We start from the raw sequence: 23,162 nt of genomic DNA on the forward strand, positions 1-23,162 counted from the left end.
GGGCCGTGACAGCCAATGAAAAAGTGAGAACATGTCGTGAACATGTCTATTGCTGCCGCAATGTGTCAGTTGGCCCGCCGGATCGACATCCACGCATGGATGCCAAACCCGGCAGCAAAGACGGCGATGCAGGTCCACACAAGGCCCGGAAAGCCTGCAACCCCAAGGATGGCGAGCAGGACGGGCGTGCCCAGCGTGTTGCCCAGATTGCCGGTCTGGGCGATGCCCCCATAGGCCTGCGCCTGATGCGCGGCGCTGTCGTTCAACTGCGGTACGGCGGCAAAGCTCGCCCCCTGCACCAGCCCCAGTGCCCCGGCCAGCGCAAGGCAGGCCAGCGGCAGCCCCGGCGCAACCCACAGCCACAGCAGCGAGGCGATGCACAGCATGAAACCGGCCTGTACCAATTGCACCGCGCTGATGACCCGCAGGGCGACAACCCCCAGCGTCATCGACACCGCAATCGACGTCAGCGGCATCGCCCCCATCACCCAGGTTCGCCATTCCGGCGCGATATAGGGCGGCAGAACCGTCAGGATCGCGAGAAAACAGAAGGTGTAAAACAGCCACCCTGCCCCCGGCGCCGCAATGCGGGGCGAGCGGTATATGGCCACGTGGTCATGCAGAATGCCGGACAGCGACAGGCGCCCCTCGGCAGGCACCTCCAACGGGCGCAGGAACATGGTCAGGATCACCGCGAATGCCACCAGCCAGATGGCGTGGGCCATGAACAGCGCAGGCAGGCCATAGGCATCGACCAGCGGCAGGCCCAGGGCCACAAGCAGGGTAAAGGCAACGCTGAAAAATGTGCTCCACAAGGTCAGGGTCAAGCCGCGGTGCCGCTCTGCACTCAATTGCGCGATCAGCGTGGGGGCCGCAACCACCATGGCGAGGTGCGACAGCCCCTCGATCCCCCGGCTCAGCAACATCCACGGCAGGCTGGGCAGCGTGGACTGGAACAGCGACAGCAGCGCACCGGCCCACAGCGCCCACAGCATCGCGCGACGATAGCGGATGCGCGCCACGACAAGGCCCGCAACCACCCCCAGCACAATGCCGACAAAGCCGACAAGCGAGACGATGAACCCCAGCGCCGCCCCCGCTTCGGGATAGACGGCGGGCAATTGGTCGAAAATCACGCTGATCTTCGCATATTGCCCGGCCGCCCCCAGGCCCGCGCCCCAAAGAACCAGAACAAGAGGGAATGAGGTGCGATCAGCCATGCCCTTGCGCTACGCTGCAACGCACCCGCTTGCAAGGCCATGTTCTGTGCGCCATCGGCTAGGCTGTCGCGCCTTGGTCAGCCAGCGCCGTTGCGAACGACCATACGCGTCAATTGCCCTGCGTCCTGATACACAATCACCCAGACATAGATGCCGCCGTAGCGCGCAATCGTATCGGTCACAAAGGGAAAGCCACCGGATGCGCGGCACAGATCACCCAGCCGGGCGCGCATCGTCCGATTCCCGAACACCGGATCAACTCCGTCGCCTTGGTGCGCTCGGCCAAACCGGTGCACATTGGCCCGATCCTGTTGCAAAATGGCGCATGTATCTCCCAGCGGCACGCCCGAAGAATTGACCAAATCGACATCGCTCAAAGTCGAAAAGTACTCGACAAATACGTTTTCCGCAGTCGCCGGTACAACATTCCAAAACAGGGTGCAGAGCCCAATAATCACGTTCCTCAAAAAGCCACCCATTCTCAAAACCAAGACAAAAAAACCGATGGTCGCATCGTAGCAACCATCGGGCTTTGAGAACCACAAAAAACGTGGACGCTTACATGTGAATGACGCGGTCGTAGGCGTCGAGCACCGACTCGTGCATCATTTCCGACAGCGTCGGGTGCGGGAAAACGGTGTGCATCAGGTCTTCTTCCGTCGTCTCCAGCGCCTGCCCCACGACATAGCCCTGGATCAGCTCGGTCACTTCGGCCCCGATCATATGCGCGCCCAGCAACTCGCCCGTCTTGGCGTCGAACACGGTCTTGATCAGGCCCTCGGGTTCACCCAGGGCGATGGCCTTGCCGTTGCCGATGAACGGGAACCTGCCCACCTTGATGTCATAGCCCGCTTCCTTGGCCTTGGCCTCGGACAGACCGACGCTGGCCACCTGCGGGTGGCAATAGGTGCAGCCCGCGATCGAGTTCGGCTTGATCGGGTGCACGTCATTTTTGCCCGCGATCAATTCGGCCACCATGACGCCCTCATGGGATGCCTTGTGCGCCAGCCAAGGGGCGCCCGCGATGTCACCGATGGCATAGATGCCTTCGACACCCGTGCGGCAGTATTCATCCGTCACCACGTGGGTCCGGTCGACCTTCACGCCCAGCTTTTCAAGGTTCAGCCCCTCGACATTGCCCACGATGCCAACGGCGGAAATCACCGTGTCAAACTCGTGCTTTTCAACCTTGCCGCCCACTTCGATATGGGCCGTGACCTTGCCTTTGGCGCGATCAAGCTGCTTGACCATCGCCTTTTGCATGATGGTCATGCCCTGCTTTTCAAAGCTCTTCTTGGCAAATGTGCTGATCTCTTCATCCTCGACGGGCAGCACGCGGTCCATGACCTCGACCACGGTCGTGTCGGCGCCCAGAGTGTTGTAAAAGCTCGCAAATTCGATGCCGATGGCACCCGATCCGATGACCAGAAGCTTTTTCGGCATCCGCGTGGGCGTCAGGGCCGCCTTGTAGGTCCAGACCAGGTCGCCATCCGCCTCCAGCCCCGGCAATTCGCGGGCCCGCGCGCCGGTGGCCAGGATGATGGACTTGGCCGCGATCTCTTCGGTGCCCTTGTCGGTCTTGACGCTGACCTTGCCCTTGGACGGGATCGTGCCCTCGCCCATGATTACGGTCACCTTGTTCTTTTTCAGCAGGTGCTGCACGCCGCCCGACAGCTGGCCCGCGATCTTGCGGGACCGGTCCACAACGGCGGGCAGATCATAACCGATACCATCCGCCTTCAGGCCAAATTCCTTGGCGCGGTGCATCAGGTGGAACACTTCGGAACTGCGCAACATCGCCTTGGTCGGGATGCAACCCCAGTTGAGGCAGATGCCGCCCAGATGCTCGCGCTCGACCACGCAGGTGCTCAGGCCCAGCTGGGCCGCACGGATCGCTGCCACATAGCCGCCGGGGCCCGAGCCGATCACCACCACATCAAAGGATTTCGCCGCCATATCAATGTCCTCGCCAAACGCTGTCCCAGATTTAGTTTACCGTTAAACTATTTCTGCCCCAACCTCAACGAAACACTGGCGCGACAAATCGCCTGACGCAGGGGAAGGCCCTGCGCCGCCGCGTTCAAAGCAATGGAAATCGGATCAGGCCGCCGCGTTCGCCTGCATGCTGCGCACGACTGCGCCGTAACCGCCCGCGTCCAGATGCGCCTGCTCGGCCCCCGTGGTCTTGCGACCCAGGCAGGCGTTGCGATGCGGAAAACGGCCAAACTGGCGGATCACCTCGCGATGGGCGCGCGCGTGCAACAGGAAGGTCTCGTCCTCCATCCGCTCGCAGATCAGGCGCACGGCGCGATCCTGATCACACAGGTTCTCCGAATGCTCGAGCGGCATGTAAAAGAACTGGCGCGCCGGCGGGTCGACCCGCAAATCCCACCCTTTGGCAATGGCAGACTTGGCTGCAGCCAAGGCCGCGCGGTCTGTGGCAAAGGCGGTCGCATCATCGCGGAACATGTTGCGCGGGAACTGGTCGGTCAGGATGATATAGGCAAGCGCCCCGTTGGGGTAAGTCAGCCAGAGCGAAAACCGCCCCTCTGTTGCGGCCTTCCAGGTCGCGCCAAAACGCTCCCGTATGGTCTGGTCAAGCGCGGGGTCGGTCGAAAACCATTCCTCCGGACCACACTCGTCTAACCAAAACTTCAATACCTCGTCCGGACTCACCATGGCGTTCACTCCCGCTCCCATGCCCCGTACCTCATCGTTACACATGTTCCTGGCGGCTCCCAATCACGAAATACGACAGCTCCGACACATTAAGCGGCCGATGTGTCCTCTTCGCCTTCCAGATCGCTTTCAATGGCATATTCCTGCGCGATCTCCATCGCGACAGGTGTTGTCGCGGCCTGGGACATCACAACATAAGACCCTGTTTCATCGACAGGAATCGCAGGCCGCTGCGTCATCCGGTACCCGGCATAGATCACCAGCACGACAAACAGGATGGCAGTGAACAGATAGAAGCCACCGGGGCCCACATTCTCCATCAGCGCGCCCACGATCAGCGGGCCAAACACCGCGCCCAATCCGTTCAGAAATATCAACCCGCCAGAGGCCGCAGCCATGTCGTCGTGATCCAGAAAATCGTTCGTGTGCGCGATCAACAGGGAATAAAGCGGGTTGGACATGCCCCCCACCACAAAGGCCGAGGTCAACAGCAGCACAAAATTGCCACCCAGCACCATGCCAAGGAAGGATCCCGCAACACCAACCGCCGACACGCCCACAATCAACAGGCGGCGGTCCAACCGGTCCGATAACCATCCGATGGGATATTGCAGCACAACCGCGCCGACAAAGAACGTGGCCACAAAGGTCGAAATCTGTGCCACGCTCAGACCCGCCTGCGCACCATAAACCGACGCCATGCCGAACTGCGCCGAAAACACGCCGCCCAGCACGAACATGCCAAAGGCACCCAGCGGCGACACGCGCGTCAACTCGCGCAGCGTCATTGGCTTGGTCGTTTCAAAGGCGGGCGTGGGGCTGATCGACAAAAGGATCGGCGTGATCGCAATCGACACCAGCACTGATGGAATGACGAACAGCACAAATCCCGACGGGTCCGCTGTCAACAACAGCGCCTGGCTGGCCACGATGCCCAGCGTCTGCACGATCATATACAGCGACAGCGCCTGCCCGCGATTGGAATTGTCCGCCGCATCGTTCAGCCAGCTTTCCGCCGTCACATACACGGCCGAAAAGCAGAACCCGATCAGCACGCGGCCCGCTGTCCAGACCCAGGGGTCGGCAAAGGTCGGGTACAGGATCATCACCGCCGAGATCAGCGAGGCAAGCGCCGCAAACACCCGCACATGGCCAACGCGTCGGATCATGCCCGGCGCCATGCGGCTGCCCCCAAGGAAGCCCGCGAAATAGGCCGACATCACGATCGACATCTCGAGGGTCGAAAACCCCTCGATCTCGCCCCTGACCCCCAGCAGCGTGCCTTGCATGCCGTTGCCGACCATCAACAGGAACATGCCCAGCAACAGGGCCCACGCGCTGGTCAATACTTGCAACATGGCCGTCTACTCCTGCGCGTTGTGTGCCCCAGCCGTGACATGGAATCAGGGGGCCTGTCGGCGGTGGAAACGACCTCAGGATGTCGATTTTGTCTGCTCACCCGCTGGCAGCAACAGCGACGCATCGCCATAGGAAAAGAAACGGTATTGCTGGGCGACGGCATGGGCATAAATGCGCCGGATCGTCTCTTGCCCCATGAGGGCCGACACCAGCATCATCAGGGTCGAGCGTGGCAGGTGAAAATTGGTCATCAGCCCATCTGTCACGCGAAAGGTGAAACCGGGGTAAATGAAAATGTCGGTGTCCCCCTCCCACGGGGCGATGCCGCCATCGCGCGCCATCGTCTCGATCAGGCGCAGGGCCGTCGTGCCCACCGGAATGACCCGCGCCCCCCGCGCCTTGGCGGCGGCGATGTCGCGAGCCGCCTCGGCACTGACCTGCCCCCATTCAGCATGCATCTTGTGCGTGGTCACATCATCGACCTTGACGGGCAGGAAGGTGCCCGCGCCCACATGCAGCGTGACATAGGTCATCTCGACACCGCGCGCGCGCAATGCAGCCATCAGCGCATCGTCGAAATGCAGCGATGCGGTGGGCGCGGCAACGGCCCCGGCATTGCGTGCCCAGATCGTCTGGTAATCTGTCTTGTCCCGCTCGTCCGCCGCGCGTTTGGCCGCGATATAGGGGGGCAAGGGCATCGCCCCCGCCTCGGCCAGGGCCGCATCGAAATCCTCGCCCCGCAGGTTGAACATCAGATGCCCCTGCCCCGCATCCGTGCCCACCAGCGTCGCCGACAGCGCATCGGAAAAGCGGATGACCTCGCCCATCTTCACCTTCTTGAGCGGTTTGATCAGCGCCGACCACGCGCCATCCGCGCGCGGCTCCAGCAGGGTGACCTCGATGCGGGCGGTCGTGTCGCCTTGGGCGCTGCGGCGCTGGCGGGTGCCGAACAGGCGGGCCGGAATGACGCGCGTGTCGTTCAGCACCAGCAAATCACCCGGGCGCAGCCAATCGACCAGATCGGTCACGACGCCGTCGTGCAGGCTGTCCCGTTCAGCCACCAGCAGCCGCGCAGACGACCGGGGCACGGCAGGCCGGGTGGCAATCAGCGCCTCGGGCAGATCAAAGTCGAAATCGGTCAGTTTCATGCGCGCCACCTAGCGGCAGCGCTAGCGCTGATCAAGCATTTCCCGCCGCTCGCGCAGCCGGCGCTGCTCCGGCGTTTCCTGCTGCTCGGTCGGAGTAAAGGCCTCGGGCTGCGCGGGGGTCGCGGTCTGGCCCTCGACATCCGGTAGGCTCGGGGCGGGTGCGCGGAAAATCTCGCGGAACATGCCCGGTGTCAGGGCCGATAGCGGGTTGATCTGCACACGCGGGTCCTGCGCCGGGCCACGCAGCCGATAATTGAAGCCGATCAGCCCCTCGCCCTTGCGGGTAAAGATGCTGCCGATGCCGTTCAGCAGGAACAGAGGCGAGATCACGCCCTGCATGTCCAGCACCGACCGCGTCACGTCATACGTGCCGTCCATCGACAGCCCCATGGACGGGCCCACCGCACTGGCCGAGGTCAGCGCCATGGTCGAGGGCGTCAGGCGGAACGCGGCATCGACTTCCTGAAAGTGGATACCGCTGCCGCCCATCTGCTCCAGCAGGCCCACGATGCTGGCCGCGTTCAGCAGGGCGGCAATGGCGGGCGCGTCGCGGATGCGCGTTTCCTTGATGTTGAGCGTACCATCGAAACTGGCGGCCCCCACAGGCAGCAGGGTCAGGGACAAGGCCCCGCCGCGCGCCTGCTTGAGGATACCGGCCGCCGCCGCAACCCCTCCGGCATCGGCCGAGGTGATGCGGATCGCGCTGCGCCCGTTCTGCGGCAACACCTGCCCCCGGATCGCCGTGCCGCCATTCACCTGCGCGGTAAAGGCACCGTCCAGACCGCGGGCCATGTTGAACTGCCCCCGCAGGCCCGTGAGGCTGATCGTGTCGGTGATCTGCAACCGGTCCAGCGCCAGGGTCAGCGGCCCGCCGCCCTGCTGGCCACCCGTGCCCGCCCCCGATCCGCCAAAATCGGCCTCGCGCAGATCCAGCGTGCCGCCCCGCACCTCGACGGCGGGGGCCGCATTGCGGCCACGGCCCACCAGATCGACAGGCGCGCGCAGCCACAGGCCCACCTCCACCCGCTCGAACCGGGCCCGCTCCAACCCGCCTTCTGCGGTCAGCGTGACGGACCCCTCGGCGCGCAGTCCCGGCGTATCAAGGCTGAGCTGATCGACGCGCGGCGTCTGCCCAAGGCTGCCCGACAGCGCCAGACGCCCCGCCGTTCCTGCCGGTTTGCGCCAGCCCAGGGGCGGCGAATTCAGCGTGATGCCACGCAGGTTGGTGGCCAGGGAAAAGGCCGGATCACTACCGCCCACGGGCAGGTCCACCACGATGTCCCCGCTGCCCTTGCCCGTCACCAGACCCGCAGGCAGACCGATGCGAAACGCATCAATCGTGCGCTCGGACAACTCCAGCGTGCCCGTCACCTGCCCCGGTTGCGGCGTGCTCGAGATCGGCTGCGTCCACGCAGCATCAAACGGCACCCCATCCAGGGTGCCCGGCCCGGACACCGACACGCCCGTATTGTCCGCCACCACGCGCAAAGTCTGTGCCGCCAGGCGCCGCCCCTCGATCAAATCCGTACTGACCACATCGCGCGCCGTGCCCGAGGCGTTGAACACAAGGTCGCTTGTCTTCAGCCCGCGCTTAAGCGGCAAGGCCAGCGTGCCGGCCACCTGCAACTTGCCATCAGCCAGCGTCGGGGCAAGGTCGGCCTTTTCCATGATGCTCAAGGGGGGTTGATCCAGCAGGGACAGGGCCGCGGTGACCGTACCCCGCGCCTCAAGGCGCACGACCGCAGGCGCGCCATCGCGGGCGGCAACATCCGGAATGATGAACGATGACCCGCCCACATCGATATTGCCCCCCTGCGGGGCCGTCACCTGCCCACTGTCCACCGACACCACAAAGCGGTTGTCGAGCAGGCTGGCACTGCCACGTGCCTTCTGAACGGGCGGCAAAGTCTTGGCATAGCGCACATGCGCGTCTTCATAGGCAAAGCTGACATAGGCGGTCGGCGGGGTCATCGGCCCGTCGCGCAACACCACATCCAGATCATGCAACGTGCCCCCCAGCAGGTTTTCCACCAGCCAGGTGCGGGTCTTGGGAATACCGTTCTCGGGCCACAGGGCCAGCAGGCGTTCGGGGGTCAGCCCGTCCATCTGCCCATCCAGACTGTAACTCCACCCCTCCGGCGCCGCTTCGAGCATGCCGCGCGCGACCAGCACCTGGCCGCGATCCTCGAACAGGGCCTGCCCCACATCCAGACGGAACGGATCCAGGGTCAGCCGGAAATCCATCTCGGCGCCGTCAAACTGCACCGGCGCGGGGTAGAGGTTGTCCGGGTTGGCCGACAGGGTGCTGGCGCGAAACTGCCCGACGATGTCCTCCAGCGCGCCGGTGTCATCAATTCCCAGAACCGTCTGCCCCTCGATCTGGGCGGTGATCCAGGCGCTGTCGACCGACAACTCGCTGAACTCCAGCACCCGGTCGACCGGATCGTAGTCGAAATAGCTGCGTGCCGAGGTGAAGGGCACGGGCCGCGTCGCATCAGTGGGCTGGATCACACCGGCATCAATGGTCAGCGTGGCACTGAGGGGGGCAAAGGTGCCGTCGGCCTCAATCCCCCCGCGCACCGCCCCGGAAATGGGCGCGCGCAGCACGTCCAGCCAGGCAAAAGGCGTGGCAATCGCCGCAATGTCCCCCGCATCCACATCCTCGACCGTGGCCCCGAATGACGCAGCAGACTCCCCGATCCGGCTCTCGTAATTGGCCTCCAGCGTTGCGACGCCCTGGCCACCGCTCAACAGCGCAAGGTCCGAGGTGATGCGCACATCCTCGCCCGCCCGCGTCAGGCGCATGCGGCCCCCATCGACCGTCCAGGCCCGCCCCGAGCGTAAATCCTCGATCCGCAATGTCAGGGCACGAATATCCGCCTCGTCCAAGGCCGACAGGGCGGGTTCGGTCAGCAGATCGTCGATGCCCTCCACCAGTTCGGCCAGCGTGGCCGCCCGCTGGGACGGAGAGGCGATATCCACACCGCCCGACAGCACGACCGATCCGTCCTTCAGGCGCTGCAACTTGGCAAAGATGCCGCTGATGCTGATAGCAGAGGGGTGCACCTGACCGCGCAGCAAGGCCCCCAGCGACATGCCCGCGCGCAACTCGCCAAAGGCGACGATCTCGGCCCCTTCCTCGTTGACCAGGCGTACATTGGTCATGCGCAACTGCGGGGCAATGCCGTCCTCGACCACAAAGTCGAAGGCGTCGAATTGCAACTGGCCCTCGTTGATCGCCTCGTTCGCGCGCTGTTCGATCCGGTCGCGCAGCCAGGGGGGCCGACACGGGCCGCCCAACCAGCACATAGATGGCCGCGCCCACCAGCAGCGCCGTCAAAAGCGACATCAAAAGACTGCCCAGCCCAAGGCGGCGCCACAGGCTCTTGCGCCGCACCGGGCGCTCTGGGGTTGTCGGTTCTGCGCTGCTCATCTCTTTATTCTTGTCCGTGCAGCCCTATCATGCCAGTCACAACTTTCCCAACTGTGAAAAGGCTTGCCCGTGCTTGATATTGCGACCCCTGCCCCGGATTTCACGCTGCCCCAAGGGGACGGCACCGATGTGACCCTGTCTGCCCTCAAGGGCGGGCCTGTTGTCCTTTACTTCTATCCCCGCGACGACACACCCGGCTGCACCAAGGAATCCATCGCCTTTTCCGAACATCTCTCTGCCTTCGAGGCGGCAGGCGCCAAGGTCCTCGGCATATCCAAGGACAGCGTGGCAAGCCATGCCAAGTTCGCGACCAAGCGCGATCTTGCCGTCCCGCTTCTGTCGGATGAACACGGCTCGGTCTGCGAGGATTACGGGGTGTGGAAGGAAAAGAACATGTACGGGAAAAAGTATATGGGGATCGAACGCACGACCTACCTGATCGACGCCAAGGGCGACGTGGCGATGGTCTGGCCCAAGGTCAAGGTGCCCGGCCATGCCGAGGCGGTGCTTGCGGCTGTCCAGGCCCTGTGATGCAGCCCCTCGCCCAGATGGCCGAGGCGGTGTTGCGCACCGCCGATGGCCGGGAAAAGACGGCCCTGTCGCGGCGGCTTGCCGCGCAGTGGCAGGCGGCGCGTGGCCGTGGCGAGACGCCCGAGATCGGCCATGCCACGCCGCCCCTGCACCCCGCACGCCCCGCAGCGCCCGAACTGCTCAGCCCGCGCGACGTGCCCCGCCGCCGTCCCGGCAGCCCCGAGGGTCGCATCGCCCTTTTGCATGCGGTCGCCCATATCGAATTGAACGCGGTCGATCTGCACTGGGACATCATCGCGCGCTTCACGGATGTGAAGATACCGATGGGGTTCTATGACGACTGGGTCAAGGCAGCGGATGAAGAATCCAAACATTTCAATCTGATGTGCGACTGCCTTGAAGCAATGGGCAGCTTCTATGGCGCTCTGCCTGCCCATGCGGGCATGTGGCGTGCCGCCGAAGATACGGCGACGGATTTCATGGGCCGGCTCGCCGTCGTGCCCATGGTGCTCGAGGCGCGCGGGCTCGACGTGACGCCCGGGATGATTGCGGTCTTTGCCAAGGCCAAGGCCGATCAGGCGGTGGCCGCGCTCGAAACGATCTACGCCGAAGAGGTCGCGCATGTGGCCTATGGGTCCAAATGGTTCCACTTCCTGTGCGGGCGCCACGACATGGACCCGAAAGAGGCCTTTCACGGGTTGGTGCAGCGCTACTTCCACAGCCCGCTCAAACCACCCTTCAACGAAGAGAAAAGGGCCGAAGCGGGCTTACCCCCTGATTTCTATTGGCCTCTCGCAGTAGCAGACTGATCCGTATGGATTTCATGCGCGGTTTTCCGCCAATATGACACATTTCCGCACCGGTTTTTGACAGATCAACCAATGAGGCTTGCCGCCACGGGACTGCCCCCTTATGCACGCTCCCCAAGGCACCGTGTTGGGGGATGTGAGTGCCGCAAGTGGGATGGGACAAGGGACGAGACGCAGTGCGAACACGCCTCGGCATCAAATGGCACGGTTTACTGGAAAAATACTTTCCGGAACGCCGGGTATTCCTGAAATCAGATAACGACACTCGGTTCATCCGTTTGCGACCGGGCACGCAGCTCATGGCGTTTGCGGGCAGCTCGTTCCTCGTGGCCTGGGCCATCGTCGCCACGGCCATCCTGCTGATGGACAGCATCGGCGCCGGGAACTTCCGCGAACAGGCCAAACGGGATCAGCGTACCTACCAGGCGCGGCTCAACGATCTGTCCGGCCAACGCGACGCCCGCGCCGAAGAGGCGCTTGCCGCGCAAGAGCGGTTCAACGCCGCCCTCACCCAGATCTCCGTCATGCAGTCCGAACTGCTCTCCTCCGAAACGCGCCGCCGCGAACTGGAAACCGGCATCGAGGTGATCCAAGCCACCCTGCGCGGCACGATGAAGGCCCGCGAGGCCGCGCGCGCCCAACTCGCCGCGCTTCAGGAAAAGGTCGAAACCGGTGGCGCAGGCGCAGCGCTGGCATCCGCAGGCGCAGGCGCCCCGATGGATTTCGTGGCCGAGGCGCTGGCCAAGACGGCCGCCGAACGGGACCAGGTCGTGCAGGACGCACAGGATGCGCTGTTGGCCGCCGACGAAATGGCCGCCGAAATCGCGATCATGAAAGAACAAAACGACCAGATCTTCCGCCAGCTGGAAGAAGCGATGACCGTCTCGGTCTCTCCCCTCGACAAGATGTTCCGCGCCGCCGGCATGCCCACGGACCGCATCATCGAACAGGTGCGGCGCGGCTATTCCGGCCAGGGTGGCCCGCTCACACCGCTGTCCTTCTCGACCCGGGGCGAAGAACCCAGCGCGGATGCGCTGCGCGCCAACCGCCTGCTCAACCAGATGGACCAGCTCAACCTCTACCGGATCGCCGCGCAAAAGGCGCCCTTCGCGACCCCGGTCAAGAACTCGTTCCGCTTCACCTCTTCCTTTGGCTTCCGGCGCGACCCCAAGACGGGCGGGCGGCGCATGCACAACGGCGTCGACTTTGCCGCGGGCCTCGGCACGCCGCTCTACGCCACGGCTGACGGCGTGGTCACACATGCGGGCTGGCAGTCGGGCTATGGCCGCCTCGTCAAGATCCAGCACGAATTCGGCATCGAGACGCGCTATGCGCATCTGTCGAAACTTCGTGTGAAAGTTGGCCAAAGGGTCTCGCGCGGGGATCGGATCGGTGATATGGGAGCATCTGGACGGGTGACGGGCGTGCATCTGCACTACGAAGTCCGAGTCGGCGGCAAGGCCGTGAACCCCATGATCTATATCAAGGCAGCAAACGATGTTTTCTAAGAGCAAAATCAACGAACCCGGCCCCAATGCGGAGCAGGCCAAGCCCGCAACACCGGCCGCCCCAGCCCCCGCAGCGCCCAAGCAGAGCGAGTTCAAGGCCAGCGCCCCCAAGGCCAAGCCACCCGCCTCGATTCTGTCGGCTGACCTGCACGTGACGGGCAACATGAAGACAACCGGCGACATCCAGGTCGAAGGCACGGTCGAAGGCGACATTCGCGCCCACCTGCTGACCATCGGCGAAAGCGCCACGATCAAAGGCGAAGTCGTCGCGGATGACGTCGTGATCAATGGCCGCATCGTGGGCCGTGTACGCGGCCTCAAGGTGCGCCTGACATCGACCGCACGGGTCGAGGGCGACATCATCCACAAGACCATCGCGATCGAAAGCGGCGCCCATTTCGAAGGCTCCGTGCAGCGTCAGGACGATCCGCTGAATGCCAGCGGCGGCAAGCCCGGGCGCGCGCAGCAGCAACCGGCTCCGGCACCAAAACCCGAGTAAGGCAGCTTGGCCGATCCTCATTCACGGGCGTTGCAGTCACCTGCAGCGCCCGTTTTTCGTGCAGGCTTTTGTGCCGAACGCAACCGCCTCTTCATCCTTGCCGCAGCTGTCCTTGCCACCTCTATCGGCCTGATTGACGGCCATGTCGTTGCCATCGCCCTGCCCGCCATGCGCGACAGCCTCGGGGCCGATCTGATCCAGGCCCAGTGGATCCACAACGCCTATATGCTCACCCTGTCCGCGCTGATCCTCGTGGGCGGCGCGATGGGCGACAGGTTTGGCCTCGCGCGCGTTCTGGGATTTGGCATCGGGCTGTTCGTGGTCGCATCGCTCTTTTGCGCCATCGCCCCCGGCCCGCTGTTCATGATCATTGCGCGCGCCGTGCAGGGGGTGGGCGCGGCGATCATGGTCCCCGGCTCGCTCGCCATCATCGCGCGCGCCTATCCCCGCGAAAGCCGGGGGCGCGCCATCGGCATCTGGGCCGCCGCCTCTGCGCTGACCACAGCAACGGGGCCGATCATCGGTGGCCTCGCCCTCACCTTTGGCGGGCCTGACACATGGCGCTGGATCTTCGCCATCAACCTGCCGCTGGGCGCGCTTGCGCTCTATCTATTGCTCAGCCGTGTGGGCGACGATGTGCGCAACGATGCCACCCGCATCGACCTGCCCGGCGCGCTGAGTGTGACGCTCGCCCTGCTGGCCCTGGCCTGGGGTCTGACGGCCTTGCAGGAAGGGCTCGGCGCACCCCTTTGGCTGGTGGGCGGCGCGCTCATGCTGGTCCTCTTCCTGGTCATCGAGGCGCGCAGCAGCCACCCGATGATCCCCCTCTCCCTCTTTGCCTCGCGCACGTTCTCGGCGGCCAACGGGCTCACCTTCACGCTCTATGCCGGGCTCTCGATCATGTTCTTTTTCATGCCCATGACGTTCATTGCCGGTTGGGGCCTTAGCGAGATCGAAGCCTCGGCAGCCTTTGCGCCGATGTCGATCTTCATCTCGGTCATGTCCGCCCGCGCGGGCCGCTTGGCGGATCGCTTTGGGCCTGCACCCCTTTTGGTCATCGGGTCACTGATCGTCGCAACCGGCTATGCCGCGATGGCCTTGCTGGCGCATCAACAGAATTTCTGGGGCCATATCCTGCCCGCAATGTGTCTGGTGGGCTTTGGCATGTCAGCGGTGGTGGCTCCGCTCTCCACCTCGATCATGGGCGCGGTGGATGACCGCCAATCCGGCACGGCCTCGGGCATCAACAACGCGATCACCCGACTGGCCAGTTTGATCTCCATCGCGATGGTCGGTGGGCTTGTCGCCGCGCTTTATGCCGGTGCGGGCGGCACGGCCAGTTTCGGTGTGATCAGCGACAGCGCGGGCCATGCAGAGGCCATGACAACCGCCTTTGTCGGCCTCGCCTGGCTCGCCACGGGCCTGTCCCTGCTCAGCGCCGCCCTGGGCTGGCTGACCCACGTGAAACCGGTCGAAAATTAACACTTCAGTAACGGGTGGATTGGTTCAATATCGCCCCACAACCCATTATCAAAAAACAGAAAAAGCGCATCCAACGACGCGCTTTTCCCAGTTTTGTCCCCGCGGGGACAGATTTTTCACTCGGTCACGACAACCTTGGTCATCACGTCAGGCGCACCCGTGATCGCCCCCGACCGGGGGTGCCCGCGCTTGATCTGATCCAGCACCTCAAGACCCGAGGTCACGGTGCCAACGACCGTGTACTGCCCGTTCAGAAACTGCGCATCGCCAAAGGTGATGAAGAACTGGCTGTTGGCACTGTTTGGCGATTGCGAGCGGGCCATGCCCACGACACCGCGCACGTAAGGTGTGTCGGAGAACTCGGCTGGCAGATCACCCTGCGCCGACCCACCGGTACCCGCACGGCGTGCGTCATAGTCATCGGTGGTGTCGCCGAACTGCACGTCGCCCGTCTGGGCCATGAACCCGTCGATCACGCGGTGAAAGGCCACACCGTCATACTGCCCGCTTTCGGCCAGCGCAGTGATGCGCGCGGCGTGCTGGGGGGCGACGTCCTCCAGAAGGTCGATGGCGATCACGCCATTGGCCTCGCCCGCAACGGTGATCTCGATCCCGTTCGCAAGGACCGGGCTTGCCACGACGCCAAGCGCCAGGGCGGCTGTGAGGTTACGCCACATCGGCAGCCACCTTGACGCTGATCATGCGGTCAGGCTCGGCAGGCGGCTCGCCGCGCGTGATGGCGTCGACATGTTCCATGCCCGAGGTGACCTGGCCGTACACGGTGTACTGACCGTTCAGGAAATCATTGTCGCCGAAGTTGATGAAGAACTGGCTGTTGGCGCTGTTGGGGTTGGCCGAGCGGGCCGCGCCCAGCGATCCGCGCGCGTGGGGCACCTTGGAAAACTCGGCAGGCAGATCAGGCTTGTCCGACCCGCCGGTGCCCGCCATGCGGATGTTGAACCCGTCTTCCATGTCGCCGTGCTGCACGTCGCCGGTCTGCGCCATGAAGCCGTCGATGACCCGGTGGAAGGCCACGTTGTCATACTCGCCCGCGCGCGCCAGCTCTTTCATCCGCTCGACATGTTTGGGCGCCACGTCGGGCAACAGTTCGATGGTGACGGTGCCGCCCTTGAGTTCCATCAGGATCGTGTTTTCGGGGTCTTTGATCTCGGCCATGTGCGCCTCTCTTCATTTCCGTTGGGCAACTACCTATGCCGAGCAGCGGGTCGGGACAAGTCGCGCATTGACCGGAACCGAAATTGCCGCGATGCATGGCCCAAACATCGACCTCAAGGAGCACGCAATGGGCTGGAAAACGCTGGACGACATGGATTTGCAGGGCAAGCGGGTTTTGACGCGCGTCGACATCAACGTGCCGATGGAAGACGGGCAGGTCACCGATGCCACGCGGATTGCGCGGATCGCACCCACCGTTGCCGACATCCGCGCCAAGGGGGGCAGCCCTGTCCTGCTGGCCCATTTCGGTCGCCCCAAAGGGCAGCCAAACCCGGACATGTCGTTGCAACCGCTGGTGCCTGCCCTCGAAGACGCCTTTGGCTGCCCCGTCACCTTTGTCGAACGTCCCAGCCGGGACTGGATCGACGCGCAACCCGGCGATGCGGTGATCCTGGTCGAGAACACCCGCTTTTCCCCGATGGAAGAGGCGAACGATCCGCAGATGGCGCAGTTCCTGGCCACGCTGGGCGACGTCTATTGCAATGACGCGTTTTCGGCCGCGCACCGTGCGCATGCCTCGACCACGGGTGTTGCGCACCTCCTGCCCTCTTGCGCGGGGCGGTTGATGCAGGCCGAGTTGCAGGCGCTGGAGGCGGCACTGTCCAATCCCAAGCGCCCCGTTGGGGCTGTGGTGGGCGGTGCGAAAGTGTCGACCAAGCTGGACCTGCTGGAGAACCTCGTGAAGAAAATCGACGTGCTGGTGATCGGCGGGGGCATGGCCAACACGTTCCTCGCGGCACAGGGCGCGGATATGGGCGCATCTCTGCAAGAGGCGGATCTGCACGACACCGCGCGCGACATTCTGGCGGCCGCAGAGACAGCGGGTTGCACCGTGATCCTGCCCACCGATGGGCGCGTCGCGCGCGAGTTTGCGGCAGGTGCCACGCATGAGGTGATCGCGCTGTCGGGCGAGACCAGGCTGGGGGCGGACCAGATGGTGCTGGATGCGGGCGATGCCTCGGCCGCCGCGATTGCAGAGGCCTTCGGAACGCTCAAGACATTGATCTGGAACGGCCCTTTGGGCGCCTTTGAAATCGCGCCCTTCGACACAGCCACCGTTGCCGCGGCCAAGGCGGCGGCGGCCCTGACAACATCTGGAGATTTGATTACCGTTGCGGGCGGTGGTGACACGGTGGCCGCACTGAACCAGGCGGGTGTGGCCGAAGAGTTTACCTATATCTCCACTGCGGGCGGCGCGTTTCTGGAATGGATGGAAGGCAAGGAATTGCCCGGTGTCGCCGCGCTCACGCAGGGTTGAGATTTTTCCCTTTGGATGTGCCCGCCGCGCCGCCATAGTGAGTGCGGTTAACGGACATCACGGGGGAAACCGACATGGCGTGGACACTGGTCACCGGCGCATCCGAAGGGCTGGGCGTGGAGTTTGCCCGGATCGCGGCCAAGGAAGGGCGCAACCTGATCCTCGCCGCACGCTCAAAGGACAAGCTGGACAAGGTTGCCGAAGAGGTGCGCGCCACAGGCGTCGAGGTCGTTGTTATCCCTGCCGACCTGTCCGAGATGGCAGAGGTCGACCGGCTGTGGTCCGAAGCCAGCGCCGGGCGCGAGATTGACGTGCTCGTCAACAATGCCGGGCTTGGCTATAACGGCCCCTTTGTCGAGGGACAGGGCTGGGCGCGCGAATTAAGCTCGATCAACGTCAACATGCTGGCCCTGACCCGTCTGATGAAGCTGGCGATCCCGCATATGCAGGGCCTGCCCAAAGGGCGCATCCTGAACGTGTCGTCGGTGGCCGGGTTTTCGCCGGGGCCGCACATGGCCGTCTACCACGCCACCAAAGCCTATGTGCTGTCGCTGTCCGAAGCGGTGGCCGAGGAACTGCGTGGCACGAACGTCACCGTCACCGCGCTGTGCCCCGGGGCAACGGCCACGAACTTTTTTGACGATGCGGACATGCATGGCGTGCGCCTGCTGAAACTGTCCAAACCGATGAAAGCGGCGGAGGTGGCCGAGCTGGGCTGGCTACAGGCGCGGATCGGCAAACGGATCGTTGTGCCCGGTGCCTTGAACAAGGTTCTCGCCTTTCTGCCCCGCATCTCGCCCCGTGGACTGACCACGCGGATTGCCGCGCAAATAATGGCAAAACACTAAACATTTGAATCAAAGGGGATTCACAGGACGAATCACCTGTGCCATACTGTCTGCAGCCGCCCGACAGAGGTGGATTTGAGGCAGATCGACATGACCCGCACCGCACGACCCGCATTGGGCACATTCATCTTTTTCGCCGTGGCCTTTGCCCTGGCCATCTATTTCACCTTTGCCGCCGTGCAGGGGGATTTTGGCCTGTTCCGCCGCGCAGAGATCGACGCAGAGGCGCACCAGCTGGCGATCCAGCTGGCTGCTGTTCAGGCGGATGTGGTCGAGATGGAAAACCTGACCAAGCGGTTGTCGGATGACTATCTGGATCTGGACCTGCTGGACGAACAGGCCCGCAGCATTCTGGGCATGTTGCGCAGCGACGAGATCGTGATCCGCTAAACCCCGTTATTTTTCAGATATTTGGCTGTCGCTTTCCCTTGCGGCAGATTGACACTCGCTTGACGGGCGCGAATCCTGTAGAGAATAGTTTAACGCTAAACTATTTCTGCCTGGAGGAGGACGCCCCATATGGCCGCGCGCAAAGCCACAGCAAAACCGAACGTGTCAGCGGAGGAGTTGAAAGCCTATTACAAAGACATGCTTTTGATCCGCCGTTTTGAGGAAAAGGCGGGCCAGTTGTATGGCATGGGCCTGATTGGCGGCTTTTGCCACCTCTATATCGGGCAGGAAGCTGTCGTTGTCGGGCTGGAGGCTGCGGCGGATGAGGGCGACAAGCGCATCACATCCTATCGCGATCACGGCCACATGCTGGCCTGTGGTATGGACCCCAACGGCGTGATGGCCGAATTGACGGGCCGCGAGGGCGGCTATTCCAAGGGCAAGGGCGGCTCTATGCACATGTTCTCGAAAGAGAAGCATTTCTATGGCGGCCACGGCATTGTGGCAGCACAGGTGCCGCTGGGTGCGGGCCTCGCCTTTTCCGACATGTACAAGGGCAATGACCGCGTGACGTTTACCTATTTCGGGGACGGTGCGGCGAACCAGGGCCAGGTTTACGAGGCCTACAACATGGCCGAGCTTTGGGACTTGCCCGTCGTCTTCGTGATCGAGAACAACCAGTACGCGATGGGCACGTCCACCAAGCGTTCGACCAAATCACCCAGCTATTGGGAGCGTGGGGCGGCCTACGGTATTCCGGGTGAGGAAGTGGACGGCATGGACGTGCTGGCCGTAAAAGCCGCCGGTGAAAAGGCGGTTGCCCACTGCCGCGCGGGCAAGGGCCCCTATATTCTGGAAATCAAGACCTACCGCTATCGCGGCCACTCGATGTCGGACCCGGCCAAGTACCGGACCCGCGAGGAGGTGCAGAAGATGCGCGATGAGCGTGACCCGATCGAGGCGGTCCGTTCCATGCTGCTGACCGGCAAGCACGCCACCGAAGATGACCTGAAGGCCATCGACAAAGAGATCAAGGAAATCGTGAATGCCTCTGCCGAGTTCGCCAAGGAAAGCCCTGAACCGGCCTTGGACGAACTGTGGACAGACATTTACGCGTAATCGGGGAGAGACAGATTATGGCAACTGAAATTCTTATGCCCGCCCTCTCTCCGACCATGGAAGAAGGCACATTGGCCAAGTGGCTGGTCAAGGAAGGCGATACGGTATCGTCCGGTGACATCATGGCCGAGATCGAAACCGACAAGGCGACGATGGAGTTCGAAGCCGTTGACGAAGGTATTGTCGGCAAGATCCTGATCGCCGAGGGCACCGAGGGCGTGAAGGTGAACACGCCTATCGCGATCCTTGTGGAAGAGGGTGAAGAGGTGGGCGATGTGTCCGCATCCGCGGCCCCTGCCCCTGCCCCTGCCCCTGCGGCCGAGGCTGCGCCCGCACCGGCCGCCAGTGCACCCGCTGCAGCCGCACCTGCCGCCCCGCAGGCCGACCTGACGCCAGACTGGCCCGAGGGCACGGCCATGAAATCCCAGACCGTGCGCGAAGCGTTGCGCGACGGCATGGCCGAAGAGATGCGCCGCGACGACAGCGTGTTCCTGATGGGTGAGGAAGTGGCCGAATACCAGGGCGCCTACAAGATTTCCCAGGGCATGCTGGACGAGTTCGGCCCGAAGCGCGTGATCGACACGCCCATCACCGAACATGGCTTTGCCGGGATCGGTGTCGGTGCTGCCTTTGGCGGATTGCGCCCGATTGTCGAGTTCATGACCTTCAACTTCGCCATGCAGGCGATTGACCACATCATCAACTCTGCCGCCAAGACGCTCTATATGTCAGGCGGTCAGATGGGGGCACCCATGGTGTTCCGTGGCCCCAATGGTGCCGCCGCCCGCGTGGGCGCCCAGCACAGCCAGGACTATGCTGCGTGGTACATGCAGATTCCGGGTTTGAAGGTGGTGATGCCCTATGCGGCCTCTGACTATAAGGGGTTGATGAAGACCGCGATCCGCGATCCGAACCCGGTGATCTTCCTCGAGAACGAGATCGTCTATGGCCGCACGTTCGATGTGCCTGATCTGGACGATTTCACCGTGCCCTTCGGCAAGGCCCGTATCTGGCGCGAAGGGTCGGATGTGACCATCGTGTCCTTCGGCATCGGCATGCAATACGCGCTGGAGGCGGCGGACAAGCTGGCCGAGGACGGGATCAGCGCCGAGGTGATCGACCTGCGCACCCTGCGCCCGATGGACACGGCCACCGTGCTGCAATCGGTGATGAAGACCAACCGCTGCGTGACCGTGGAAGAGGGCTGGCCCCAAGGCTCGGTCGGCAACTACGTCAGCTCGGTCATCATGCAGGAAGCGTTCGATTATCTCGACGCCCCGGTCATCAATTGCACGGGCAAGGATGTGCCGATGCCCTATGCCGCCAACCTTGAAAAGCACGCGCTGCTGACGACCGACGAAGTGGTCGCAGCCATCAAACAAGTCACCTACCGCTAAGGAGCCGCAGACATGCCGATAGAAATTCTCATGCCCGCGCTGTCTCCGACGATGGAGGAAGGCACGCTTGCGAAATGGCTGGTGAAAGAGGGGGATACGGTGTCGTCCGGTGATCTTCTTGCCGAGATCGAGACGGACAAGGCGACCATGGAGTTCGAAGCCGTGGACGAAGGTGTCGTGGGCAAGATCCTCGTGGCCGAAGGCTCCGAAGGGGTGAAGGTCAACACGCCCATCGCGGTCCTTTTGGAAGACGGTGAAAGCGCGGATGACATCGGTGCGACCTCTGCGCCGGTGAGCGCGCCAGCGGCAGAGGCAGCAGCCCCTGCCGAAGCACCGGTGGCACCCACCGCTACTGCGGTCCCTGCCCCGGCAGCGCCCAAGTCAGGTGACGGCACCCGCGTCTTTGCATCCCCCCTTGCCCGCCGCATCGCCGCCCAAAAGGGTCTGGATCTGAGCGCGATCAAGGGCTCCGGCCCGCATGGACGCATCGTGAAAGCAGATGTTGAGAAAGCCGAAGCCGCACCTGCCGCAGCCAAGGCCGAGGCACCTGCTGCAGCGGCAGCCGCCGCGCCGACCGGACCGTCGAGCGATGTCATCAGCAAGATGTACGCGGACCGCGACTACGAAGAAGTGCAACTGGACGGGATGCGCAAAACGATTGCCGCACGCCTCACCGAGGCCAAGCAGACCGTGCCGCATTTCTACCTGCGCCGCGATATCAAGCTGGATGCGCTTCTCGACTTTCGTGGTACGCTCAACGCCCAGTTGGCCGAGCGCGGGGTGAAACTGTCCGTCAACGACTTCATCATCAAGGCCTGCGCGCTCGCGCTGCAGACAGTACCTGACGCCAACGCGGTCTGGGCGGGCGACAAGATGCTGAAACTGACGCCTTCGGACGTGGCCGTGGCCGTGGCGATCGAAGGCGGGTTGTTCACGCCGGTCCTCAAGGACGCGCACCAAAAGTCGCTCTCTGCTCTGTCAGCCGAGATGAAAGACCTCGCAGGCCGCGCACGTGACCGCAAACTGGCCCCCCACGAGTACCAAGGCGGCAGCTTTGCCATTTCTAACCTGGGCATGTTCGGCATCGACAACTTCGATGCGGTCATCAACCCACCTCATGGGGCGATCCTTGCTGTTGGTGCCGGTGTCAAAAAACCGGTTGTCGGGAAGGACGGCGCGCTGGAAGTCGCCACTGTCATGTCCGTGACACTGTCTGTCGATCACCGCGTGATCGACGGCGCGCTAGGGGCGCAACTGTTGAACGCGATTGTCGACAACCTGGAAAACCCATTGGCGATGTTGGCGTAACCCGGAGTCCAAACACGAAAAAAGGCCGGAGCATCGCTCCGGCCTTTCTCGTTTTTATATCTGATGGATTACTGGTCTTTGCCCAGCATGTGGTTCATCGACACCGACGGCTGATCGCACCCGGCCTCACCCACGATCCGAGCCGGGATACCCGCAACCGTCTTGCACGGCGGCACTTCTTCTAGCACCACCGACCCTGCGGCGATGCGGCTGCAATTGCCGATGCGGATGTTGCCCAGCACTTTGGCGCCGGCCCCGATTAGAACGCCGTCACCGATCTTGGGGTGACGATCCTCTTCCTCTTTGCCCGTCCCGCCGAGCGTCACGGAATGCAGCATCGACACGTTGTCGCCGACCACTGCCGTTTCACCGATCACGATGGAATGGGCATGGTCGATCATGATGCCTTTGCCGATCCGCGCGGCCGGATGGATATCAACGCCGAAAATCTCGGACACACGCATCTGGAAGAAATAGGCCAGATCGTGATGCCCCTCACTCCACAGAAAGTGCCCGACGCGATAGGCCTGCATTGCCTGATAGCCTTTGAAATACAGGATCGGCTGCACAAGCCTGTGGCAGGCCGGGTCACGTTCATAGACGGCAACCAGATCGGCACGCGCCGCCTCTACAAGGGACGGAGACTTCTGATACGCCTCTTCAACGATCTCACGGACCACAACCATCGACATCTCATTGGATGCCAACTTGGCCGCGATGCGATAAGACAGCGCCTTCTCGACCGACTTGTGATGCAAGATACAGGCGTGGACAAACCCACCAATCAGTGGCTCGTCCGAGACCGCCTGACGTGCTTCTTCGGTTATCTGGTCCCAGACGGGATCCAGTGATGCGACATTCGTTCTCAGATCAGCCATGGCATGTCCTTTCGGGATGCTCATACCCTACATAGGACTTGTTCGCCAAACGCAAACCTG

21 protein-coding genes are annotated in these 23,162 nt (G+C 63.3%); 11 read left to right on the forward strand and 10 right to left on the reverse strand.

Going from position 1 to position 23,162, the window contains the following annotated elements; translation table 11 throughout:
* Window positions 1–65: 65 nt before the first annotated feature.
* The 7 genes from ACMHLQ_RS02840 to ACMHLQ_RS02870 all read right to left on the reverse strand — a co-directional run bounded on the left by ACMHLQ_RS02840 (window position 66) and on the right by ACMHLQ_RS02870 (window position 9,715).
* A complete protein-coding gene (locus ACMHLQ_RS02840; RefSeq protein ID WP_415403250.1) occupies window positions 66–1,220 on the reverse strand; it encodes an MFS transporter in 1,155 nt (384 codons plus the stop codon).
* 77 nt (window positions 1,221–1,297) lie between these two features.
* On the reverse strand, window positions 1,298–1,699 hold the full coding sequence (locus ACMHLQ_RS02845; protein ID WP_415403251.1) for a hypothetical protein: 402 nt from the start codon (window positions 1,697–1,699) through the stop codon (window positions 1,298–1,300).
* A 79-nt stretch (window positions 1,700–1,778) separates the two neighbouring features.
* Window positions 1,779–3,176: a dihydrolipoyl dehydrogenase gene (gene lpdA / locus ACMHLQ_RS02850; protein ID WP_415403252.1), complete on the reverse strand. Its 1,398-nt coding sequence runs from the start codon at window positions 3,174–3,176 to the stop codon at window positions 1,779–1,781.
* Window positions 3,177–3,320: 144 nt separating this feature from the next.
* Entirely contained in the window at window positions 3,321–3,899 is a 579-nt protein-coding gene (locus ACMHLQ_RS02855; protein WP_415403253.1) for a DUF924 family protein, read from the reverse strand.
* A gap of 89 nt (window positions 3,900–3,988) precedes the next feature.
* A complete protein-coding gene (locus ACMHLQ_RS02860) occupies window positions 3,989–5,257 on the reverse strand; it encodes an MFS transporter (protein ID WP_415403254.1) in 1,269 nt (422 codons plus the stop codon).
* A 75-nt stretch (window positions 5,258–5,332) separates the two neighbouring features.
* Complete coding sequence (gene queA / locus ACMHLQ_RS02865; RefSeq protein WP_415403255.1) at window positions 5,333–6,406, reverse strand: tRNA preQ1(34) S-adenosylmethionine ribosyltransferase-isomerase QueA; 1,074 nt, start codon at window positions 6,404–6,406, stop codon at window positions 5,333–5,335.
* A 21-nt stretch (window positions 6,407–6,427) separates the two neighbouring features.
* Window positions 6,428–9,715: a DUF3971 domain-containing protein gene (locus ACMHLQ_RS02870; protein ID WP_415403256.1), complete on the reverse strand. Its 3,288-nt coding sequence runs from the start codon at window positions 9,713–9,715 to the stop codon at window positions 6,428–6,430.
* A 193-nt stretch (window positions 9,716–9,908) separates the two neighbouring features.
* On the opposite strand from ACMHLQ_RS02870, the gene ACMHLQ_RS02875 reads away from it, so the two are divergent.
* From ACMHLQ_RS02875 to ACMHLQ_RS02895, 5 genes are all read left to right on the forward strand, one after another.
* The gene (locus tag ACMHLQ_RS02875) at window positions 9,909–10,370 is read left to right on the forward strand and encodes a peroxiredoxin (RefSeq protein WP_415403257.1); all 462 of its coding nucleotides are present in this window, start codon (window positions 9,909–9,911) and stop codon (window positions 10,368–10,370) included.
* Window positions 10,370–11,179 carry a ferritin-like domain-containing protein gene (locus tag ACMHLQ_RS02880; protein WP_415403258.1) on the forward strand — a complete coding sequence of 270 codons (810 nt, stop codon included), beginning with the start codon at window positions 10,370–10,372 and terminating at the stop codon, window positions 11,177–11,179. Before ACMHLQ_RS02875 ends, ACMHLQ_RS02880 begins: the two co-directional genes overlap by 1 nt.
* 176 nt (window positions 11,180–11,355) lie before the next feature.
* Window positions 11,356–12,687 carry a DUF5930 domain-containing protein gene (locus tag ACMHLQ_RS02885; RefSeq protein ID WP_415403259.1) on the forward strand — a complete coding sequence of 444 codons (1,332 nt, stop codon included), beginning with the start codon at window positions 11,356–11,358 and terminating at the stop codon, window positions 12,685–12,687.
* A complete protein-coding gene (locus ACMHLQ_RS02890) occupies window positions 12,677–13,186 on the forward strand; it encodes a bactofilin family protein (protein ID WP_415403260.1) in 510 nt (169 codons plus the stop codon). The genes ACMHLQ_RS02885 and ACMHLQ_RS02890 overlap by 11 nt, the downstream gene beginning before the upstream one ends.
* 30 nt (window positions 13,187–13,216) lie before the next feature.
* Complete coding sequence (locus tag ACMHLQ_RS02895) at window positions 13,217–14,668, forward strand: MFS transporter (RefSeq protein ID WP_415403261.1); 1,452 nt, start codon at window positions 13,217–13,219, stop codon at window positions 14,666–14,668.
* A 116-nt stretch (window positions 14,669–14,784) separates the two neighbouring features.
* Here the strand turns inward: ACMHLQ_RS02895 and ACMHLQ_RS02900 are convergent, their stop codons facing one another.
* On the reverse strand, window positions 14,785–15,345 hold the full coding sequence (locus ACMHLQ_RS02900) for a peptidylprolyl isomerase (RefSeq protein WP_415403262.1): 561 nt from the start codon (window positions 15,343–15,345) through the stop codon (window positions 14,785–14,787).
* Window positions 15,335–15,844, reverse strand: coding sequence for a peptidylprolyl isomerase (locus ACMHLQ_RS02905; protein ID WP_415403263.1), 510 nt, complete (start codon window positions 15,842–15,844; stop codon window positions 15,335–15,337). The genes ACMHLQ_RS02900 and ACMHLQ_RS02905 overlap by 11 nt, the downstream gene beginning before the upstream one ends.
* Before the next feature lie 127 nt (window positions 15,845–15,971).
* Here ACMHLQ_RS02905 and ACMHLQ_RS02910 point away from each other — a divergent pair, with 127 nt between their 5' ends.
* The 6 genes from ACMHLQ_RS02910 to ACMHLQ_RS02935 all read left to right on the forward strand — a co-directional run bounded on the left by ACMHLQ_RS02910 (window position 15,972) and on the right by ACMHLQ_RS02935 (window position 22,224).
* Window positions 15,972–17,162, forward strand: coding sequence for a phosphoglycerate kinase (locus tag ACMHLQ_RS02910; protein ID WP_415403264.1), 1,191 nt, complete (start codon window positions 15,972–15,974; stop codon window positions 17,160–17,162).
* Between the two features lie 74 nt (window positions 17,163–17,236).
* A complete protein-coding gene (locus tag ACMHLQ_RS02915; protein WP_415403265.1) occupies window positions 17,237–18,010 on the forward strand; it encodes an SDR family NAD(P)-dependent oxidoreductase in 774 nt (257 codons plus the stop codon).
* A gap of 90 nt (window positions 18,011–18,100) precedes the next feature.
* Window positions 18,101–18,400, forward strand: coding sequence for an FtsB family cell division protein (locus ACMHLQ_RS02920; protein WP_415403266.1), 300 nt, complete (start codon window positions 18,101–18,103; stop codon window positions 18,398–18,400).
* Between the two features lie 129 nt (window positions 18,401–18,529).
* The gene (pdhA, locus tag ACMHLQ_RS02925; RefSeq protein ID WP_415403267.1) at window positions 18,530–19,519 is read left to right on the forward strand and encodes a pyruvate dehydrogenase (acetyl-transferring) E1 component subunit alpha; all 990 of its coding nucleotides are present in this window, start codon (window positions 18,530–18,532) and stop codon (window positions 19,517–19,519) included.
* A gap of 17 nt (window positions 19,520–19,536) precedes the next feature.
* Complete coding sequence (locus ACMHLQ_RS02930) at window positions 19,537–20,916, forward strand: pyruvate dehydrogenase complex E1 component subunit beta (protein ID WP_415403268.1); 1,380 nt, start codon at window positions 19,537–19,539, stop codon at window positions 20,914–20,916.
* A gap of 12 nt (window positions 20,917–20,928) precedes the next feature.
* Window positions 20,929–22,224, forward strand: coding sequence for a pyruvate dehydrogenase complex dihydrolipoamide acetyltransferase (locus tag ACMHLQ_RS02935; RefSeq protein WP_415403269.1), 1,296 nt, complete (start codon window positions 20,929–20,931; stop codon window positions 22,222–22,224).
* Window positions 22,225–22,292: 68 nt separating this feature from the next.
* Here ACMHLQ_RS02935 and cysE read toward each other — a convergent pair whose 3' ends face one another.
* Window positions 22,293–23,102 carry a serine O-acetyltransferase gene (gene cysE / locus ACMHLQ_RS02940; protein ID WP_415403270.1) on the reverse strand — a complete coding sequence of 270 codons (810 nt, stop codon included), beginning with the start codon at window positions 23,100–23,102 and terminating at the stop codon, window positions 22,293–22,295.
* Window positions 23,103–23,162: the final 60 nt, after the last annotated feature.

Source organism: Tateyamaria algicola, assembly GCF_047715485.1.
Taxonomy (GTDB): Bacteria; Pseudomonadota; Alphaproteobacteria; order Rhodobacterales; family Rhodobacteraceae; genus Tateyamaria.

Coding starts and splice junctions, on each gene's coding strand:
- ACMHLQ_RS02840 (WP_415403250.1), bottom strand. CDS start 1,220: ATGGCTGATCGCACCTCATTCCCTCTTGTTCTGGTTCTTTGGGGCGCG.
- ACMHLQ_RS02845 (WP_415403251.1), bottom strand. CDS start 1,699: ATGGGTGGCTTTTTGAGGAACGTGATTATTGGGCTCTGCACCCTGTTT.
- lpdA (WP_415403252.1), bottom strand. CDS start 3,176: ATGGCGGCGAAATCCTTTGATGTGGTGGTGATCGGCTCGGGCCCCGGC.
- ACMHLQ_RS02855 (WP_415403253.1), bottom strand. CDS start 3,899: ATGGTGAGTCCGGACGAGGTATTGAAGTTTTGGTTAGACGAGTGTGGT.
- ACMHLQ_RS02860 (WP_415403254.1), bottom strand. CDS start 5,257: ATGTTGCAAGTATTGACCAGCGCGTGGGCCCTGTTGCTGGGCATGTTC.
- queA (WP_415403255.1), bottom strand. CDS start 6,406: ATGAAACTGACCGATTTCGACTTTGATCTGCCCGAGGCGCTGATTGCC.
- ACMHLQ_RS02870 (WP_415403256.1), bottom strand. CDS start 9,715: ATGTGCTGGTTGGGCGGCCCGTGTCGGCCCCCCTGGCTGCGCGACCGG.
- ACMHLQ_RS02880 (WP_415403258.1), top strand. CDS start 10,370: ATGCAGCCCCTCGCCCAGATGGCCGAGGCGGTGTTGCGCACCGCCGAT.
- ACMHLQ_RS02890 (WP_415403260.1), top strand. CDS start 12,677: ATGTTTTCTAAGAGCAAAATCAACGAACCCGGCCCCAATGCGGAGCAG.
- ACMHLQ_RS02900 (WP_415403262.1), bottom strand. CDS start 15,345: ATGTGGCGTAACCTCACAGCCGCCCTGGCGCTTGGCGTCGTGGCAAGC.
- ACMHLQ_RS02905 (WP_415403263.1), bottom strand. CDS start 15,844: ATGGCCGAGATCAAAGACCCCGAAAACACGATCCTGATGGAACTCAAG.
- ACMHLQ_RS02910 (WP_415403264.1), top strand. CDS start 15,972: ATGGGCTGGAAAACGCTGGACGACATGGATTTGCAGGGCAAGCGGGTT.
- ACMHLQ_RS02915 (WP_415403265.1), top strand. CDS start 17,237: ATGGCGTGGACACTGGTCACCGGCGCATCCGAAGGGCTGGGCGTGGAG.
- ACMHLQ_RS02920 (WP_415403266.1), top strand. CDS start 18,101: ATGACCCGCACCGCACGACCCGCATTGGGCACATTCATCTTTTTCGCC.
- pdhA (WP_415403267.1), top strand. CDS start 18,530: ATGGCCGCGCGCAAAGCCACAGCAAAACCGAACGTGTCAGCGGAGGAG.
- ACMHLQ_RS02930 (WP_415403268.1), top strand. CDS start 19,537: ATGGCAACTGAAATTCTTATGCCCGCCCTCTCTCCGACCATGGAAGAA.
- ACMHLQ_RS02935 (WP_415403269.1), top strand. CDS start 20,929: ATGCCGATAGAAATTCTCATGCCCGCGCTGTCTCCGACGATGGAGGAA.
- cysE (WP_415403270.1), bottom strand. CDS start 23,102: ATGGCTGATCTGAGAACGAATGTCGCATCACTGGATCCCGTCTGGGAC.